This window comes from Streptomyces shaanxiensis, from assembly GCF_039537145.1.
GTDB classification, from domain to species: Bacteria; Actinomycetota; Actinomycetes; order Streptomycetales; family Streptomycetaceae; genus Streptomyces; species Streptomyces shaanxiensis.
Window position 1 is genome coordinate 406,226 of the sequence record NZ_BAAAZY010000001.1, and the last position, 17,434, is coordinate 423,659.

A 17,434-nucleotide genomic window follows, 5' to 3' on the forward strand; every position below is an offset into this window, starting at 1 on the left:
CCGTCGCGTCGGTGCGGTGGCGTCGGGCCGGTTCCGCCACGACGATCCCGTTGCGTCGCGACGCTCCCGTTGCGTCGCGCCGATACGGTCGCGTCGCGTCGGTGCCGTCACGTCCGCCCCGTCACGTCGAGTCGCTGCCGTCACGTCGTGCCGAGCGCCGTGTCGCGTGCGGCACTGAAGGCGGGGTACGGGTCGCGGTCCGGGTACGACCAGGGCGACGGGGTGGCGTGTTCGCCGATGCGGTGGAACAGGGCGGCCGCCTCGGCGCCCCGGCCCTCGCAGACCTTGGCGTGGGCGAGGAAGTTCAGGTCGACCAGGCGGCGCGGGTGGCCTTCCTGCTCCCACTCCAGCCACCAGTCGAAGGCGGCCCGCATCACCTGCCGGGCCCGGCGGCCGCTCCAGTGCCCGGAGGCGGCCGCGTCACGCGCCTCGTGCCCGGCCGCTGCGAGGACGCGGTAGCGCTCGGCGTGGGCGATGACCGGGAGGACGGCGAGCGGGGAGTCGGCGGGGGCGTGCTCGGCGGCCTGGTTGGCGAAGTCGTAGACCTCGTGGAGCGGGTCGGGACCGGTGCCGGGGTGGCGCTCGGCGAGCCGGGCGACCATCAGGTGGTGGGCGTGGTGGTGGTCGGCGTACCGGGCGCGGACCTCGGCGAAGAGCCGGCGCACCTCCTCCTCGGCGCCCAGCGCGCTCTCCAGCATGAGCAGGCCGAGCCAGGGGGTGGGGTCGGCGGGCGCGAGGGCGGCGGCGGTGTGGCAGGACTCGCGGGCCCGGACCGCTTTCTCCTTGCCGCGCAGTGCTCGCTGGACCTGCGCGAGGGCGAGCAGGACGGCGGCGTCGGCGGAGTCGGGTTCGGCGAGCAGCCAGTCGCGGGTCCAGGGGGCGCAGTGCGGTTCCTGGGCGAGGACGGTGACGCGGTGCCCTCTGCGGTCCCAGTCGTCGCCGGTGCGGGCCAGCAGCGAGCGGGCCGTCTGCCATCGGCCCTGGGCCAGCGCGGTGCGGGCGGCGGCGAGCTCGGCGTCGTCGAGGGCCGCGTCGAAGGCGTGCGCTGCGCGCTTTCGACCGCGGCCGAGGGGTGGCGGGGGTGGGGGCACCGTTTTGGGTTCTGTTTTGGGTTCTGTCGGGGAAAGTGTGTGGACTGTCATCGAGTGATCACGCACAGCAAACCCGCAGCCAATGGTTCGCGTCAAGGGTCGTCGCGGTGTTACACGCGTCAACTCCCGTTACTGGTGGGACAGTTGAGGCATTCAACCTGTCAGGAATGTCGGATTTGTGCGTACTGTGTGGCGTACGTCATGGCGCCATAGCGGCGGGCATCGCACGATTGCAGGACCGCGCATGCCGGGCTCTGGGCCGCTACAGTCGGCCCTTACGCACCCCGTCCCCCCGGCAGGATGATCGAGGTACGCAGCGTGTCGCTCCAGATTCTGATACTCGCCGTCACCGCTGCATGCTGCCTGGGCTTCGGCTTCGTGCTGCAGCAGAACGCGGCACAGAAGGCGCCACTGAGCGACTTCCTCTCCCCCCGGATCCTCCTCGACCTGATGAAGGTGCCCCGCTGGCTGGGCGGCATCGGGCTGATGGTGGTCGGTATGGCACTGGGCGCGATGGCGCTGGGCCAGGGCGAGATCTCCCTGGTGGAACCGCTGCTGGCGACGAACCTGCTGTTCGCGCTCATGCTCTCCCGCCGCCAGACCAAGCAGCCGCTGGGCCGCCAGGGCTGGACGGGCCTCGCGCTGCTCGCGGGCGGCGTGACGGCGTTCATCGTCGCCGGACAGCCGCAGGGCGGAACGGCGACCGACAGCCCCCTCCGGCACTGGCTGATCATCGGCGTCATGGTCGGAGTGGCCCTGGTGCTCACGACGTACGCCAAGCGCTCGCGGCTCAGCTCGGGTCCCGCACTGCTGGCGACCGCCGCCGGTCTCCTCTACGGCGTGCAGGACGCCCTGACCCGCATGACCGGGCAGCGTTTCGCCGAGGGCGGCATGACGGAGGTCCTGACCAGCTGGCAGCCGTACGCCGTGGTCGCGCTCGGCCTCACCGGGCTGATCCTGGTCCAGAGCGCGTTCGAGACCGCGTCCCTGCGCATGTCCCTGCCCGCCCTGACCGCGGCCCAGCCGCTGGCCGGCATCGCCTGCGGCGTGGGCTTCCTCGGCGACCGTCTCCGCACCGACGCGGGCGCGCTGGCGTGGGAGGCGGCCGGTCTCGCCGGGATCGTGGTCGGCATCATCATGCTCGGCACGCATTCGGCGATGCCGTCCGGCGCGGCCCAGCCCCGGCGGGTGGCGCCGGCCCTGCAGACGCCCTGACCGGCACGGGCGCCGCCGAACGCGGACGCCTGACCGCTACGGCGCCGCCCTGCTTGGATGGCCCCATGAGCGCTGCTGACGAAATCCTCGACATCGTCGACGAGCATGACCGGGTCATCGGACAGTCCCCGCGCGGCGAGGCCTATGCCCAGGGGCTCCGCCACCGCTGCGTCTTCATCGAGGCCCGGGACGCACAGGGCCGCCTCTTCGTACATCGCCGCACGCCCACCAAGCTGGTGTTCCCCTCGCGGTACGACATGTTCGTCGGCGGAGTGGTCGGCGCGGGCGAGTCGTACGACGACGCCGCGCTGCGCGAGGCCGAGGAGGAACTCGGCGTGAGCGGCCTCCCCAGCCCGTCGTACCTCTTCAAGTTCCTGTACGACGACGGTGCCGGGCAGACCTGGTGGTCGGCGGTGTACGAGGTGCGCTGCGAGCTGCCCGTGAGCCCGCAGGTGGAGGAGGTCGCCTGGCACAGCTTCCTGTCCGACGCCGACGTGGAGCGGCGGCTGACGGAGTGGGCGTGGGTGCCGGACGGGCTCGCGGCGTACGAGCGGCTCAGGGCCCACCGGGCGGCGACCGGCTGATCCTCTGCCGCGGCGACCGGCTGATCGTCTGCCGCGCGGCGACCGGCTGATCGTCTATCGGGCAGTCACCGGCTGATCCCGGGAACCACCCGCGAGCGCGTCGGCGAGGGCCCGTTCCTGCTCGGCGGTGATGCCGAGGCCGAGCCGCACGGTGCGCGGGCTGTACTCCCCGTCGCACAGCGCCAGCGGACTGGGGAGGACCGCGCTGCCGCTGAGCGGGCTGCCGCCCCGGACCGACCAGCTGGGCGCCTCCCAGAACCCATGATCCAGGAGCCGCTCCGCCAGGCCCGGCGCGGCTTCCGCGGCCGCCCCCACCGCCTCGAGCGCACCGGCTATCCGCGCCACCGCCTCCCGCTCGGGCAGGTCCGCGTCGCCGAAGGCGGGCAGCAGCAGGAGCAGCCGCAGCCCGGGATCCACGACGCCCTCCGCGCCCGCCGGGGCGGACTCGGCCACGGCCACCAGCTCGGGCCAGGACAGTCCCGGCCCGCTGAAGTGGCCGTCGATCGAGGCCAGGTACGCGTGCCGGTCCCAGTCCGGGTGGGCGATCAGATAGTCCGTGCCGGAGTCGTCCGGGAAGTTGCGGTGCACGATCCACAGCACATGCCCGCCCGCCATGGGTATGCGGAACGCCGGCCAGACCTCCTCCGCCTCGTACAGCACCGAGGCCGCCTCGTCGACGTCCGCCGAGTCGGCGCCGAAGGCCTCCGGCTCCGCCACGAACTCGTCCCAGACGGGAGCGTAGAAAACCGGCCAGAAGCCGGGCAGCCCGAGCAGGTGCTCGGCGGGCGCGATGCCGTGTCCGGGCATCGCGTACCCGGCCAGTGACGTGGGAACTTCCATGCCCAGGACCGTAGCGGGCGGCACTGACAACGCCCCCTCGCGGCCGCCCGGATAGGGTCGTGCATGTGATCGAGTTCGTGCGAAACGTCCGACTGTGGTTCGAACCCCAGCAGATCCGTCAGGAGGGCGGCACCCCCGACTACCGGTTCTCGCTGGCGAACGAGCGCACCTTCCTGGCCTGGCTGCGTACCGCTCTGGCGCTCATCGGCGGCGGGTTCGCGGTGGACCAGTTCCTGCCGGACCTGCGCTGGGGCTGGCGGGTCGGGCTGGCGCTCGCGCTGCTCGCGGCGGGGGTGCTGTGCTCGTTGCGCGCGGTCAACCACTGGGTGCGCTGCGAGCGGGCGATGCGCCGGGGCGCCGACCTGCCGGTGTCGCGGTTCCCGGCGGTGCTGAGCCTGGTGGTCGCGGTCGTGGCCGTCGCCATGGTCGTCGTCGTACTGGTCGGGTGGGAGGGGTGAGCGCCGGGCCGGTCGCGGAGCCGGCGCGGGATCCGGGGCTGCAGCCCGAGCGGACCCGCCTGGCGTGGCGCCGTACGACACTGTCCGGCACCGTGGCCGCCGTACTCGCCATGCGGACCGCGCTGCACGGCGGGGTCTCGGTCGCCGGGGGCGTCGTCTGCGCCCTGTGCTGCGGGCTGTGGCTGGGCTTCCTGGCCCTGGCCCACCGCCGTATCACCGTCCTCGCGGCATCGGGCGAGCCCGCGGCGTTCGCCCCCCGGCAGGCCACGGCCACGGTTCTGGTCACCGTGGCGCTGGCCGTGTGCGGCGTCGCCCTCGTCCTCTGAGGGTTGCGGCCGTCGCGGGACCGTCCTGGAGCTCCTGGCCTGCGCCGGCCTACCCGAGGCCGGCATCCCCGCGGGCCGCTGCTCCGCCCCCCTGCCACAGCCCCGCCGGTGCCGCCGTCTCCTCCGTCTCCCAGTCCACCGTCACCACGATCTTGCCCCGGGTGCGCCCCTCCTGGTTGAGCCGGTGGGCGTCGGCCGCCCGCTCCAGCGGGAACGTCTCCGAGACGTGCACGGACACCACGCCCTCCTCCGCCAGCTCGGACAGCCGCAGCAGGTCCGCCGCGTCGGGGCGCACGAAGTAGTAGCGGCCGCCGTAGTCGAAGACGTCCGGGTCGGCGATCGACACCAGACGGCCCTCGGGGGCGAGGAGGTTGGCCGAGGCCTTCAGCGCGTCGCCGCCGACCGTGTCGAACGCCGCGTCCACGCCCTCGGGAGCCAGTCCGCGCACCCGGTCGACCAAGCCGTCGCCGTACTCGACCGGCTCCCCGCCGAGGCCGCGCACGAAGTCGTGGTTGTGCCCGCTCGCCGTACCGATCACCCGGGCGCCCAGATGACGGGCGAGCTGGACGGCGATGGAGCCCACCCCGCCGGCCGCGGCGTGCACGAGGACGGTCTCGTCGCGCCTGACCTGGAGCACCTTGAACAGCACCTGATAGGCGGTCAGCCCCACCAGCGGCAGACCGGCCGCCTCCTCCCAGGTGAGGTTGCGGGGCTTGCGCGCGAGGGTGCGGACGGGCGCCGCGACGTACTCGGCGAAGGTGCCCCGGGAGAGGAAGTCCTCACGTACGTAGCCGATGACCTCGTCGCCGACGCCGAACTCCGTGACGGACACGCCGGGTTGGACGACGACACCGGAGACGTCCCATCCCGGAACCACCGGGAAGGCCGGCTCGAGGAGGCGGTCCATGTAGCCCTCGCGGCACTTCCAGTCGACCGGGTTGACCGCCGCCGCCCGCACCTTGACCAGCACCGAGTCGGGGCCGACCCGGGGGTCACGCACGTCCCCGTATGCGAGCTCCTCGGGGCCGCCGTAGCGTGAGTAGCTGATGCCCTTCATGGGTCCGACCCTCTGGGCAGGCAGGACGCCACGCAAGCCGAATGGCCCGATATGCGGCGTTCGCGTGGCAGCCTGTCGACATCACAACCCGCGCCTTCGAAGGTGAGCACCATGACCACCCTGCACGTGGAACACCCCTCCCACACACACGCCCACGGCGCCGACTGCGGGCACACCGCGGTGCCGCACGGTGACCACACGGACTACGCGCACGACGGCCACCTGCACCGCGAGCACGCGGGCCACTGGGACGAGTGCGAGACGGACGGGCACGTCGCACACGAGGGCCACTCCCATCAGCACGGCGCCGACTGCGGGCACGAGAGCGTCCTGCACGGCGACCACGTCGACTACGTCCACGACGGCCACCGGCACGCCGCGCACGAGGGCCACTGGGACGACCACTGACCACCGGGCCCACGCGGCCGCACCCACCAAGACGCATCGACTCGGCGCACTGGCCGAGAAGACACCACGACAGCTCCCCGGCGCTCTGCGCGGGGAGCTGTCGGCCTATGGTGGCCCCGATCACGTTGGGCTCCCCCACTGGACGACATACCGACTGGTCGGCATCATAAGTCAGGTCCCGTTCACGTGCCTTTAGGAGCGCAGTATGAGCACCGACCATCCGCCCGGACTCGATCTCGACCGGCTGCGCGGCCTGCTCGAGCGCGAGCAGCCCGGTCTGGCGCAGGGTCCGCTGACCGGAAAGCTGATCGAGGGCGGACGGTCGAACCTCACCTACACGGTCTCCGACGGCACCTCGAAGTGGGTCGTACGGCGGCCCCCGCTCGGCCACGTCCTCGCCACCGCGCACGACATGAAGCGCGAGCACCGCGTCATCAGCGCGCTGGACCCGACGAGCGTGCCGGTGCCGCGGCCCGTGCTGCTGTGCGAGGACGAGGAGGTGCTCGGGGCGCCGTTCTACGTCATGGAGTTCGTCGAGGGCACCCCGTACCGCACCGCCGACCAGCTCGCCCCGCTCGGCCCGGAGCGCACCCGCGACGCGGTGCTGTCGCTGGTGGACACGCTGGTCGAGCTGCACGCCGTGGATCCCGCGTCGGTGGGCCTCGACGACTTCGGCCGCCCCGAGGGCTTCCTGGACCGGCAACTGCGCCGCTGGGGCAAGCAACTGGACGCCTCCCGCAACCGTGAGCTGGCCGGCATCGACGAACTGCACGCGACCCTCGGACGGCGGTTGCCCGCCTCCCCCGCGCCGGCCGTCGTGCACGGCGACTACCGGCTCGACAACGTCCTGATCGGTGACGACGACCAGATCAAGGCGATCCTCGACTGGGAGATGTCGACCCTCGGCGACCCGCTCACCGACCTGGGCCTGCTGGTGATGTACAGCATGCCGCTGGGCATGGCGGACTCCCCGGTCTCCACGACCGCCGAGGCCCCCGGGCACCCGGACCCCGCCGAGCTGATCGAGCGGTACGCCGCGCGCTCGGGACGCGACGTCTCCGCGGTCTCCTGGTATACGGCGTTCGCCTGGTTCAAGCTCGCCGTGATCCTGGAGGGCATCCACTACCGCTACACGCTGGGCCAGACGGTCGGCCGCGGCTTCGACCGCATCGGAGACCTGGTACCGGTCTTCATCGAGCACGGCCTGACCACTCTTCAAGACGGCATCCAGGAAGGCTGACGGACATGGACTTCGCGTTCGACGCACGCACCGAGGAGCTGCGCGGCAAGCTGCTCGCCTTCATGGACGAGTACGTCTACCCGGCCGAGGCCGTGGCGGAGGAGCAGCGGGCCGCGCTGGCGTCCCCGTGGGACACGCCGGCCGTGGTCGAGGAGCTGAAGGCGGAGGCGCGCAGGCAGGGCCTGTGGAACCTCTTCCTCCCCGACGCCGAGCACGGCGCCGGACTCACCAACCTCCAGTACGCCCCGCTCGCCGAGATCACCGGCCGCTCCCCGCACCTGGCACCGACGGCCACGAACTGCGCGGCGCCCGACACCGGGAACATGGAGGTGCTGGCCCAGTTCGCCGACGAGCAGCAGAAGAAGCAGTGGCTGGAGCCGCTGCTGGCCGGTGAGATCCGCTCGGCGTTCGCCATGACCGAGCCGGACGTGGCCTCCTCGGACGCCACCAACATCACCACGCACATCGAGCGGGACGGCGACGAGTACGTCATCACGGGCCGCAAGTGGTACATCTCCGGTGCGATGAACCCGGACTGCAAGATCTTCATCGTGATGGGCAAGACGGACCCGGACGGCGAGGACATCCGCCGTCAGCAGTCCATGGTCCTGGTCCCTCGTGACACCCCGGGTGTCACGGTCAAGCGCGCGATGCAGGTGTTCGGCTACGAGGACCACTCCCACGGCGGCCACGCCGAGGTGATCTTCGACCACGCGCGCGTGCCGGTGTCCCACCTGATCGGCGAGGAGGGCGGCGGCTTCGCCATCGCCCAGGCCCGCCTCGGTCCCGGCCGCATCCACCACTGCATGCGGCTCATCGGCATGGCCGAGCGGGCGATCGAGCTGATGTGCCGCCGGGCCGCGTCCCGTACGGCGTTCGGCAAGGCGCTGGCCCAGCAGGGCGTGGTGCACAACTGGATCGCCGACGCGCGCGTGACCGTCGAGCAGCTGCGGCTGCTGGTGCTGAAGACGGCCTGGCTGATGGACACCGTCGGCAACAAGGGTGCCCACTCCGAGATCCAGGCCATCAAGATCGCCACGCCGCGTGCGGTCGTCGACATCATCGACCGGGCGATCCAGCTGCACGGCGCGGGCGGCGTCAGCCAGGACTTCCCGCTGGCGGAGCTGTATGCCAGTGCGCGGACGCTGATGATCGCCGACGGGCCGGACGAGGTGCACCAGCGGTCGCTGGCGCGGCGGGAGTTGAAGAAGTACCTGTAACCGGACGTATGTAAGGGGCGGTCGCTACTGCGGCCGCCCCTTACTCGTGCGCTTCAGGGGCGCAGTGCGCGCAGCAGCAGGTCGGCCAGGTGGTCTGCGACCTCCTGCGGGCTCATCGGGCCGTCGGGCCGGTACCAGGTCGACAGGTGGTGGACGGAGCCGAAGTGGTAGTCCACCACCAGGTCGGCCGGGGTCGTCTTCGAGAAGACGCCCGACTCCTGGCCTTCCTCGATGAGCGCACGGAAGCGTTCGTGGTAGCGCCGGCGCTCGGCGCGCACCTGCTTGTTCTTCTCCGGGCTCAGGTGGTGCATCGAGCGGAAGAAGATCATCGCGTCGTCGAGGTTGTCGATGGTCGTGACGACGACGTCGGCGGCCGCGCCTCTGAGTCTCTTCTCGATGGGTTCGTCGGCGTCCGCGAACGCGTCGAGCCGCTCCTGCTGAACGCGCAGCACGCGCGCGTACACCTCGTGCAGGAGGTCGTCCTTGGAGCCGAAGTAGTGGTACAGCGCCCCCTTGGTGACGCCGGCCGCCTCCACGATCTCCTGCACCGAGGTGCGGTCGTAGCCCCGCTCGGCGAAGAGCCGGGTGGCGGCGGCGAGCAGCCGCTGCGGGACGGGCGTACCGTCACCGTCCGTCGTCCTGGCCACTGTGCCGCCACCTGCCCTTCCGAGATGTCTGCCTGCTGTCTAGCCGTTGTTCACTCGGGAACGAAGTTCCCGCCGGAGGATCTTCCCACTAGCCGTCTTGGGCAAGTCGGGCAGGATCTCCACCTGGCGGGGATATTTGTAGGCCGCCAGTCTCTCCTTGCAGTACGCGGCGAGTGCGTCGGGGTCGGTTTCCGCACCCGGACGGAGGCTGATGTACGCCTTGACGGTCTCCCCGCGGTACCCGTCGGGCACCCCCACGACGGCCGCCTCGCGCACCGCCGGGTGGGTGTACAGGACGTCCTCGACCTCGCGCGGCCACACCTTGAAGCCGGACGCGTTGATCATGTCCTTCTTGCGGTCGACGACGTACAGCCAGCCCTCGGCGTCCATGAAGCCGATGTCGCCGGTGCGCAGCTCGCCGTCGGGGAAGGTCTCGGCGGTGGCCTCGGGGCGGCGCCAGTATCCGGGGACCACCTGCGGCCCTCGTACGAGGATCTCCCCCTGCTCGCCGAACGGCACCTCCTGCCCCAGCTCGTCGACGATCCGTACGACCGTCTCGGGCCCCGGCAGACCCACGGCGAGCGTCCCGGAGACCGGGTCGACGGGGGCCTCCAGGCCGGGCGGGACGGAGGCGCAGGGGGCGGTGCACTCGGTGAGGCCGTAGCCGTTGCGGATGTACGGCCCGAAGCCGGCCCGGAACTTCTCCACCAGGGCGGGCGGCAGCGGCGCGCCGCCGGAGGAGATCATCCGGAAGGAGGCGAAGTGGTCGCGGGTGACGCCCGGGTGGGCGGCCAGCGCCATGAACGCGGTCGACGGGCCGACGGTGTAGTGCGGCCCGTGCTCGGCGAACGCGTCGAGCACGACACCCGCCTCGAAGCGGTACGCCAGCACGAGCACGCCCGCGCTGTTGAGGCAGGCGCCGAGCTGGGCGACCATCCCGGTGATGTGGAACAGCGGCGCCATCGCGAAGTAGACGGGCGGGTCGGGCAGGTCCAGTCCGGTCCGCTGCCGCTCGGCGTTGTACATGATGTTGCCGTGCGTGTTGGTGGCTCCCTTGGGCGTGCCGCTGGTGCCCGAGGTGTAGCTGATCAGCGCGATGTCGGACGGACCGAGGTCGCGCCCCTGCGGCGCCTTGTGGCCCGCGCGGGCGACGGTCGTCAGGTCGTCGGTGTCGTCGGCCTGCGGGAGCCGCTCGAACGACAGCACGCGCGCGTCGTTGCGAGTCTGGAAATCCAACTCGCACCCGGTGAGCACGATCCGCACCGGCGAGTCGGCCGCCGTCTCGCGCAGATACGACTCCCAGGCCCGGTCGGAACAGATCAGCGCGGCCACGTCGCCGTCCCGCAGAACGTGGGTGACCTCCCCCGACTTGTACATCGGGTTGACGGGCACGACGACCGCCCCCGCCTTCCAGGCACCCAGCAGGGCGAGCACGAAGTGCGGGGAGTTCTGCAGCAGGACCGCCACGCGGTCGCCGCGCTCCAGCCCGCGGGCGGCGAGGTGCCCGGCGACCGAGTCGCTGAGCTCGTCGACCTCGCGGTAGGTCAGGCGGCCGTCGAAGTAGGCGAGGAAGACGCGCTCGGGGGTCTCGGCGGCGGCCCGGCGCAGGGCGTGCACCAGCGAGTCGTCCGGTGCTATCGGCGCGCGCTGGGCGTCGGTGAGCAGGGCGAGCCAGGGCTTGGCGGAGTAGCGGGAGGCTTCGGTCACCGGCTCGCCTCCCACTTCTGCTGGAGGTGGTTCATGTTGCTCAGCCAGCGGTCGGGCTCGGCGGCCCGCGCCTGGTAGTACCCGGCGACCTCGGGGTGCGGCAGGATCAGGAACCGGTCCTCCTCCATGCCCTTGAACAGAGCGTCCGCGACATCCTCCGGCGCGATGGCGGTCGGCTTGAGCACCAGGTCACCGGCGGTTCCGGTGGCGGCGAGCATGTCGGTACGGACACCCTGCGGGCAGATGGCGTGCACCTTGACCCCTCGGTGCCGGTACGTCAGCGACAGGTACTCGGCGAAGGCGTACGCGCCGTGCTTGGTGACCGCGTAGGGCGCGGCCCCGATCATGGTGAGCAGCCCGGCGGCGGAGACGGTGGAGACGAACCGCCCGCTGCCGCGCTCCAGCCACTGGGGGAGCAATTCACCCGCGGCACGCACGTGGGCCATGACATTGACGTCCCAGGACAGCGCCCAGGCCTTGTCGTCGGCGAGGTCCGCCACATCGGGCCCACCGAAGGCGACACCGGCGTTGGCGCAGTAGACGTCGACGGTGCCGCCGAGCGCCTCCCGGGCGTCGCCGATGACGGCGGAGGCGTCGCCGGGCACCGCGATGCCACCGATCTCACCGGCGACCGCCTCGGCCTTCCCGGCATCCAGGTCATTGACGACGACCCGAGCCCCCTCAGCAGCAAAGCGCCGGGCAAGCGCCGCGCCGATGCCACCCCCAGCCCCGGTAACGACGACTCCGGCACCCTGAACGGCTTCCACCATCGGTCTCCTTCGACTGCGGCTCTCCTGCGACGGCCAGACTAACCGGTCGGTATGTAACAGGGAAGGGCGACTGTACGCCGCCAGGGGGCGCGGGGCTGTATCCATATGCGGCTCCGCCGCGTGGGCGCGACAAGCCACGAATCACCGGCACCTTCCCCACAACCTGCGGGAGCAATACCGTGCCCCCCATGCGCCTATCCAGACGAGCTCTCCTCGCAGCGACAACGGCAGCAGCATCCCTACCTTCGGCAGCGGCGGCGTCCGAGCGCCACAGGCAAGTGCGAACCGGCTTCGAGAACCTCGCCGCAAACGCCTACGCACAGCTCAGCGGCCGGCGCATCGGCATCGTCACCAACCCCACCGGCATCACCCGAGACGTCCGCCACATCGTCGACGTCATGCACGCGGACGACAGAGTGAACCTACTGGCCGTCTTCGGCCCGGAACACGGCTTCCGGGGCACCGCACAGGCGGGCGGCTCCGAAGGCCGCTACGACGACCCGGCGACCGGCCTCCCGGTCTACGACACGTACCTCAAGAGCGGCCGTCCCCTCGCCGACATCTTCACCGCCTCCGGCGTCGACACGGTGGTCTTCGACATCCAGGACGTGGGCGCCCGCTTCTACACCTACATCTGGACGCTCTACGACTGCATGGAGGCGGCCCAGCTGGCGGGCAAACGCTTCGTGGTCCTGGACCGCCCGAACCCGGTGACCGGACGAGCGGCCCAGGGCCCGGTGCTCCACAAGGAGTTCGCCACCTTCGTGGGCCGACAGCCCATCTCCCAGGCGCACGGCATGACGGTGGCCGAGCTGGCGCGGCTGTTCAACGAGGAGTTCCTCACCACCCCGGTCCCCCTGGAGACCGTACGGCTGACGGGCTGGCGGCGGTCCGACTTCTTCGACGCCTCGGGCCTGCCCTGGGTGCCGCCGAGCCCGAACATGCCGACCCCGGACACGGCCCTCGTGTACTCCGGCACCTGTCTCTTCGAGGGCACCAACCTCTCGGAGGGACGCGGCACCACCCGCCCCTTCGAACTGCTGGGCGCGGAGGGCATCGACGGACGCTGGGCGGCGACGGCCAACGAGCTCGGCCTTCCCGGCGTGCGCTTCAGGGAGGCGTACTTCGCGCCCACGTTCTCCAAGTTCCAGGGCAAGACCATCGGCGGTGTGCAACTCCATGTGCACGACCGTGCCGCGTACGACCCCGTCCGCACCGGAATCGCCCTGCTGGTGACCGCCAAGAAGGCCTGGAGCGGCTTCGCCTGGCGCGCCGACAACTGGATCGACAAGCTCACCGGTTCCACCCGGGTACGGACGATGATCGACGCCGGCGCGAGTGCCGACGAGGTGGTCGCGGGCTGGCAGCAGGAGTTGGCGGCGTTCCGGCGGATGCGCAAGGAGTACCTGCTGTACAAATGAGCGCCCCACAGATGGGTGACGACGTATGGCCTTTCCCGCCCGCCAGCAGGACGATGCGCCCGTGTCGCACCACTTCGGGGGACGAGGGGGCCTGTCATGGCGGATCCGGCAGTGAGCGTGACTCCCTACTGGGAGCTGACCTTCGACGCGGACGGGGATCCGGACGCCGGCCGACGGGACCGGCTGCTGGACGGCGTGACGCGGCAGGGCGTCCGCGATCTGATCGTCTTCGCGCACGGCTGGAACAACGACCGCTCGGGCGCGACCCGGCTCTACGACGGCTTCTTCGCGCCGATCCCTCGGCTCGTCCCCGCGGCGAAGATCGGGTACGTGGGTGTGGTCTGGCCGTCGATGCGGTTCTCCGACGAGCCGATCCCGGACTTCCCACGGGCCTTGGCGGCCGAGATGCCCCGTCGGCCGGCGCTCGACAAGGACACGCGGCACGCGCTGCTGGAGACGTTCCCGGGGCGGGCGACCGTGATCGACCAGATCGCGCGGATGCTGGACCAGCAGCCGCGCGAGGAGACCGAGTTGGAGGAGTTCGGGCGGCTGGTGCGGATGCTGGTGGACGTCGTGCCGCCCGGTCCGCAGGCGCTCTTCGCGGCGGACACGCTGTGCGAGGGGGTGCCGCAGGACTCGCCGGACATGCTCTCGGGATCCGTCGCCGCCGCGTGCGAGGAGTTCGCGCAGGCGCTGACGCTTCTGGAGGCGCCCGACGGGGCGCCGGACGGCGCGGCCGCCTTCTCGTTGCCGAACCCGTGGGAGGGTGCGCACGAACTGCTGCGGCAGGCGACGTACTACGCCATGAAGCGGCGCGCGGGGACGGTCGGTGAGCGTGGGCTGGGCCGGGTGATCGGGCAACTGGCCGCGCGGGAGCCCGAGGTGCGGGTGCATCTCGTGGGGCACAGCTTCGGCGCGCGGCTGGTGTCGTTCGCGCTGCGCGGGCTGCCGAAGGGGGTGCGCACGGTGAAGTCCGTGACACTGCTCCAAGGCGCCTTCTCGCACTACGCGTTCGCGTCCCGGCTGCCGCACGACGCCCGTGCGGGCGGGGTCCTGGAAGGCCAGCACAAGCGGATCGACGGGCCGCTGGTGTGCTGCTACTCACGGCACGACTCGGCCCTGTCCACGATGTACCCGCTGGCCTCCCGCATGGCGGGGGACGCGCGCGGGATCGCGGCCCAGGGGATCGGCCGGATGCTGAGCGACAAGTGGGGTGCGATGGGGCACGACGGGGTGCAGGCGGTGCCGGGGACGAAGTCGCTGAAGCTGGCCGACGCGCTGAAGGGGAAGCTGCCCGCCTCGGGGTGCGTGAACGTCGACGCGGCGGCGGTCGTCAGGCGTGGCGGGGCGCCGGCGGGAGCGCACAGCGACATCGTGCACCGGGAGCTCGCACAGGTGGTGCTGGCGGCGGGCCGCGTCAAGTGACCCGCCGCCATCGACCCGTCACCGGTGTGACGTGAACTCCACGACCTGCTGATACGTCGGCCGGTTCTGCCAGCTGATCCTGCCGTGCTTGATGCCGCCCAGGGTGCGCTGGACGATCGAGTCGGCGCACCACTGGTCGCCGGCCGAGCACTGGTCGTCGCCCGGGTAGACCTGGGCGGCGGAATTGCCGGCCGCCTCCTTCAGGGTGCTGATCAGGATGTCCCGGCAGGCGCTGAGGCTGCCCCCGCCGCAGTACTTCCGGTCGAGCGGCCCCTGGACCGACTCACCGAGCACGGACCGGATGTCCTTGTCGACATAGCTCCACCAGCCGTACTGGAAGGAGCTTCCGGCGTGCGAGCCGGTCGGGCCGTGCCCGGCCGACGGGGACTCGTCGATGGGCAGGTTGTTCGTCATCGCGGCGTACAGCTCGCTGCCGAGGCCCGGCTCGAACTGCGCCTTCACCAGCAGCGGCCACCACGCGTCCAGGATGCGGATCGCGTCGGCGTCGGCGTACGTCTTCGAACCGGCGGACGTCTCGGTGCGCTTGCCGCCCGCCGACAGCCACGTCCGCAGCTTGCTCACCGCCGCCGCGGCCGTGGAGTCGGTCACCGTGGAGCTGTTGACGACCTTGAGCAGGTCCGGCAGCACGTCCTCGGCCCGCAGGTCGGCCAGGCCCGCGTCGGCCATCGCCTTCACCAGTGAGGCCCGGGTCACGCCGCCCGCGTCGACCAGCTTCTTCACGCGGTTCTCCAGCAGGTTGCCGCGGTGGACCGAGCCGTTGCCCCAGGGAGCGGTCGTGTAGTCCTTGGCCTGCTTGTTGTTCCAGGAGATGTAGTAGTCCTGGTCGATGGAGTTGGGGTGCGCCGAGGCAGGGGTGTACTGGGCCGTGTTCGTCGCCGGGTCCCAGCCCCGCCACTCGTACGCCTGCTGCGCCCAGACCGGGAACTCCGCGTCGACGCCGGTCGCCCGGACCGGGTTGTCGCCGCTGTTGTAGTAGGCGGTGTGCTCGGAGTCGGCGTAGAACCAGTTGAACGTGTAGTTGATCTGCTGCACCGCCTCCTGGAAGTCCTCCGGGCCCTTGACGTAGTCGGGGTCGTTCAGCATCTGGAAGCCGATGATCGAGTCGGCCTCGTGCATGAACGACGAGCGCAGGGTGGTGTAGGCGACCTTCTTGCCGCCGACGGTCGCTCGATGCGTGACGGGACCGTACTTCGTGCGCCAGACCCGCATCGTGTACGAGCCCTCGGGGGTGCTGTCGGCGGTCGTCGGCTTCCAGGCGTTCTTCTGCTCGACCTTCTCCATCGCGGTGCAGGTGCCGCGGTACAGATAGTGGTGGTCGTCCTGGCACAGCTCGACGGCGTAGGTGTCGATGATGTCCTGGCCGGAGGTGGTGGCGCTCCACGAGTAGTCCTGGCCGCGGCCGAGCTCGACGTACATGCTCAGGCCGGCGAAGGAGGCGCCGCGCGCACTGATGCCCGGGCCCTGGATCTCCTGGAGCAGCAGGAGCTGGGGCGCGAAGTAGCCGGTCTGCGGGCCGAAGACGGCGACCGGGTGGCCGCTGGCGGTGTGCTCGCCGCTCACCACGAGGGCGTTGGACATGCCCCGCTTCGCCGAGGTCATGGCGGTTCGGGCCGCCGTGGTGGAGGCGCTGGTCGCGGCCGAGCCGGCCGCGCTGCCCGTACGGTCGTGGACGAGCTGTTCCTCGGTCACCGAGCCGGCGTCGGGGAGGGCCTCGCCCTGTGGGTCGGCGGGCTTGGTGGCGTACGGGAAGCTCTTGTCGTGGACGGTGACGACCGCCTCGGGATCGTTGCGCTCGCGGAACGACTCCCACAGCTTCGTGCCCTCGGCGACGCCGTACTTCTCCTGGGCGGCCAGCAGGGAGATCGCGTTGTTGACCTCGCCGCCGCCTCCGGAGCCGAACAGGGCGCCGATGACGGAGCCCAGCGCGACCAGGTCGGTGATCTTGAAGTGCTCGATGGTGCCTGCGTTGGTGACGGAGTCCTTGTGGCCGGTCAGGACGTACTCGCCGGGGAAGTAGCGGCCGCTGTCGGAGGCGTCGATGTAGGCGTTGATGCCGTCGAGGTAGGCCTTGGCGTCGGCGAGGGCCAGTTGTCCGCGTTCGCCGTTGTTGGCGACGGCGTTGTCGATCTGGGCCTGCAGATCGGCCTCGGTGTACGGCGCGTTGCGCCAGAACTGCTGCTCCAGGCCCTGGTTGGAGGCCGCGCCGCCCGCGAAGGAGGTCAGCTGTCCGCGTCCGACGTGCCGGAAGACGTCCATCAGCCACAGCCGGTCCTGGGCGGCCGCATAGCCTGCGCCGAACTCCGTGCCGTATCTGGTGGTACCGGTGATGTGCGGCACACCGGTCTTCTTGTCGCGGACGATCGTCACATCGCCGCGCCCGGCGGGCTTGACGGTGGAGGCGACTTGGTCGGAGGGGACACCGAACGAGGCATCGTTGAAGAAGGTGTTGATCGCCGCGTTGGTGAGGCCGGAGTAGCCCTTGGCCAGGTTGGCGTACGGGCCCAACTGGTCCGAGGCATGCTCGGGCATGGTTCCGAAGGCCTGGTTGACCAGGATCTGCGCGAGGGTGGCGTTGCCGTTCTGACCCGGCGGCAGGATGTCGGAGCACTGGTTGCCGCAGTGGTCGTTCGCGGCCGTAGCCTCGGCCGCCGCTGCCTCGGGCGTGGCCACCGCTTGGGAAAGAGGTGACAAAAGACCGGCAATCAGCGCGCATACGGATGCCGTCTTCAGGAACCCGGGGAATCTGCCGGGAGTTCTCAGTCTGGACAGGGCGTTACGGGGGATACGCCGTGGCATGGCAGCTCCTACCGACGAGGGTGGGCCGGGACGTTACCGGCGGTATCCCCGGGATTGAAGATGAACATGCGTCACTTTTTGGAGTCACCAGGACTCGCTATGGAGGTCATCGGAAATCGGATGGAGCCGAATCGCTTGTCGATACGTCTATTCGTCAACGTCGCGCGAAGTCCGTGCGGCGACGCCGAAGTGACCGAAGTACAGGTGC

16 protein-coding genes are annotated in these 17,434 nt (G+C 71.0%); 9 read left to right on the forward strand and 7 right to left on the reverse strand.

All coding sequences use genetic code 11. The features are described from left to right. Positions 1-140: 140 nt before the first annotated feature. Positions 141-1,091 carry a hypothetical protein gene (locus ABD932_RS01840; RefSeq protein ID WP_345008278.1) on the reverse strand — a complete coding sequence of 317 codons (951 nt, stop codon included), beginning with the start codon at positions 1,089-1,091 and terminating at the stop codon, positions 141-143. Between the two features lie 318 nt (positions 1,092-1,409). On the opposite strand from ABD932_RS01840, the gene ABD932_RS01845 reads away from it, so the two are divergent. Together ABD932_RS01845 and ABD932_RS01850 are read left to right on the forward strand one after the other, a co-directional pair. Then, the gene (locus ABD932_RS01845; RefSeq protein ID WP_345008279.1) at positions 1,410-2,306 is read left to right on the forward strand and encodes a DMT family transporter; all 897 of its coding nucleotides are present in this window, start codon (positions 1,410-1,412) and stop codon (positions 2,304-2,306) included. 65 nt (positions 2,307-2,371) lie between these two features. Then, a complete protein-coding gene (locus tag ABD932_RS01850) occupies positions 2,372-2,890 on the forward strand; it encodes an NUDIX hydrolase (RefSeq protein ID WP_345008280.1) in 519 nt (172 codons plus the stop codon). Positions 2,891-2,944: 54 nt separating this feature from the next. Here ABD932_RS01850 and ABD932_RS01855 read toward each other — a convergent pair whose 3' ends face one another. Then, the gene (locus ABD932_RS01855; protein ID WP_345008281.1) at positions 2,945-3,730 is read right to left on the reverse strand and encodes a hypothetical protein; all 786 of its coding nucleotides are present in this window, start codon (positions 3,728-3,730) and stop codon (positions 2,945-2,947) included. Positions 3,731-3,795: 65 nt separating this feature from the next. Between ABD932_RS01855 and ABD932_RS01860 the strand changes: the two genes are divergently transcribed. Together ABD932_RS01860 and ABD932_RS01865 are read left to right on the forward strand one after the other, a co-directional pair. Next, the gene (locus tag ABD932_RS01860) at positions 3,796-4,188 is read left to right on the forward strand and encodes a YidH family protein (RefSeq protein ID WP_250085308.1); all 393 of its coding nucleotides are present in this window, start codon (positions 3,796-3,798) and stop codon (positions 4,186-4,188) included. Further along, positions 4,185-4,514, forward strand: coding sequence for a DUF202 domain-containing protein (locus tag ABD932_RS01865; RefSeq protein WP_345008282.1), 330 nt, complete (start codon positions 4,185-4,187; stop codon positions 4,512-4,514). Before ABD932_RS01860 ends, ABD932_RS01865 begins: the two co-directional genes overlap by 4 nt. Before the next feature lie 49 nt (positions 4,515-4,563). On the opposite strand, the gene ABD932_RS01870 is transcribed toward ABD932_RS01865, so the two are convergent. Further along, complete coding sequence (locus ABD932_RS01870; RefSeq protein ID WP_345008283.1) at positions 4,564-5,571, reverse strand: NADP-dependent oxidoreductase; 1,008 nt, start codon at positions 5,569-5,571, stop codon at positions 4,564-4,566. 111 nt (positions 5,572-5,682) lie between these two features. Between ABD932_RS01870 and ABD932_RS01875 the strand changes: the two genes are divergently transcribed. The 3 genes from ABD932_RS01875 (at position 5,683) to ABD932_RS01885 (ending at position 8,439) form a co-directional block, all read left to right on the forward strand. Then, positions 5,683-5,979 carry a hypothetical protein gene (locus ABD932_RS01875; protein WP_345008284.1) on the forward strand — a complete coding sequence of 99 codons (297 nt, stop codon included), beginning with the start codon at positions 5,683-5,685 and terminating at the stop codon, positions 5,977-5,979. Between the two features lie 205 nt (positions 5,980-6,184). Further along, positions 6,185-7,219: a phosphotransferase family protein gene (locus ABD932_RS01880; protein ID WP_345008285.1), complete on the forward strand. Its 1,035-nt coding sequence runs from the start codon at positions 6,185-6,187 to the stop codon at positions 7,217-7,219. A 5-nt stretch (positions 7,220-7,224) separates the two neighbouring features. Next, a complete protein-coding gene (locus ABD932_RS01885; RefSeq protein ID WP_345008286.1) occupies positions 7,225-8,439 on the forward strand; it encodes an acyl-CoA dehydrogenase family protein in 1,215 nt (404 codons plus the stop codon). Positions 8,440-8,492: 53 nt separating this feature from the next. Here ABD932_RS01885 and ABD932_RS01890 read toward each other — a convergent pair whose 3' ends face one another. The 3 genes from ABD932_RS01890 to ABD932_RS01900 are packed head-to-tail and all read right to left on the reverse strand — an operon-like array spanning position 8,493 to position 11,563. Then, a complete protein-coding gene (locus ABD932_RS01890) occupies positions 8,493-9,086 on the reverse strand; it encodes a TetR/AcrR family transcriptional regulator (RefSeq protein ID WP_345008287.1) in 594 nt (197 codons plus the stop codon). Between the two features lie 39 nt (positions 9,087-9,125). Then, positions 9,126-10,793 (reverse strand): class I adenylate-forming enzyme family protein, encoded by a 1,668-nt coding sequence (locus ABD932_RS01895; RefSeq protein ID WP_345008288.1) that lies wholly within the window; start codon positions 10,791-10,793, stop codon positions 9,126-9,128. After that, complete coding sequence (locus tag ABD932_RS01900; RefSeq protein ID WP_345008289.1) at positions 10,790-11,563, reverse strand: SDR family oxidoreductase; 774 nt, start codon at positions 11,561-11,563, stop codon at positions 10,790-10,792. The genes ABD932_RS01895 and ABD932_RS01900 overlap by 4 nt, the downstream gene beginning before the upstream one ends. Positions 11,564-11,751: 188 nt before the next feature. Between ABD932_RS01900 and ABD932_RS01905 the strand changes: the two genes are divergently transcribed. Beyond that, positions 11,752-12,984: an exo-beta-N-acetylmuramidase NamZ family protein gene (locus tag ABD932_RS01905; RefSeq protein WP_345008290.1), complete on the forward strand. Its 1,233-nt coding sequence runs from the start codon at positions 11,752-11,754 to the stop codon at positions 12,982-12,984. 96 nt (positions 12,985-13,080) lie between these two features. Then, complete coding sequence (locus ABD932_RS01910) at positions 13,081-14,409, forward strand: serine-threonine protein kinase (RefSeq protein ID WP_345008291.1); 1,329 nt, start codon at positions 13,081-13,083, stop codon at positions 14,407-14,409. 18 nt (positions 14,410-14,427) lie between these two features. Here ABD932_RS01910 and ABD932_RS01915 read toward each other — a convergent pair whose 3' ends face one another. Continuing rightward, positions 14,428-17,226, reverse strand: a complete 2,799-nt coding sequence (locus ABD932_RS01915) for a penicillin acylase family protein (RefSeq protein WP_345008292.1) — start codon at positions 17,224-17,226, stop codon at positions 14,428-14,430. Positions 17,227-17,434: the final 208 nt, after the last annotated feature.

Excerpts from the sequence above, each read along its gene's own strand:
- ABD932_RS01850 (WP_345008280.1), top strand. The coding sequence starts at position 2,372 with ATGAGCGCTGCTGACGAAATCCTCGACATCGTCGACGAGCATGACCGG.
- ABD932_RS01855 (WP_345008281.1), bottom strand. The coding sequence starts at position 3,730 with ATGGAAGTTCCCACGTCACTGGCCGGGTACGCGATGCCCGGACACGGC.
- ABD932_RS01870 (WP_345008283.1), bottom strand. The coding sequence starts at position 5,571 with ATGAAGGGCATCAGCTACTCACGCTACGGCGGCCCCGAGGAGCTCGCA.
- ABD932_RS01875 (WP_345008284.1), top strand. The coding sequence starts at position 5,683 with ATGACCACCCTGCACGTGGAACACCCCTCCCACACACACGCCCACGGC.
- ABD932_RS01880 (WP_345008285.1), top strand. The coding sequence starts at position 6,185 with ATGAGCACCGACCATCCGCCCGGACTCGATCTCGACCGGCTGCGCGGC.
- ABD932_RS01885 (WP_345008286.1), top strand. The coding sequence starts at position 7,225 with ATGGACTTCGCGTTCGACGCACGCACCGAGGAGCTGCGCGGCAAGCTG.
- ABD932_RS01900 (WP_345008289.1), bottom strand. The coding sequence starts at position 11,563 with ATGGTGGAAGCCGTTCAGGGTGCCGGAGTCGTCGTTACCGGGGCTGGG.
- ABD932_RS01905 (WP_345008290.1), top strand. The coding sequence starts at position 11,752 with ATGCGCCTATCCAGACGAGCTCTCCTCGCAGCGACAACGGCAGCAGCA.
- ABD932_RS01910 (WP_345008291.1), top strand. The coding sequence starts at position 13,081 with ATGGCGGATCCGGCAGTGAGCGTGACTCCCTACTGGGAGCTGACCTTC.
- ABD932_RS01915 (WP_345008292.1), bottom strand. The coding sequence starts at position 17,226 with ATGCCACGGCGTATCCCCCGTAACGCCCTGTCCAGACTGAGAACTCCC.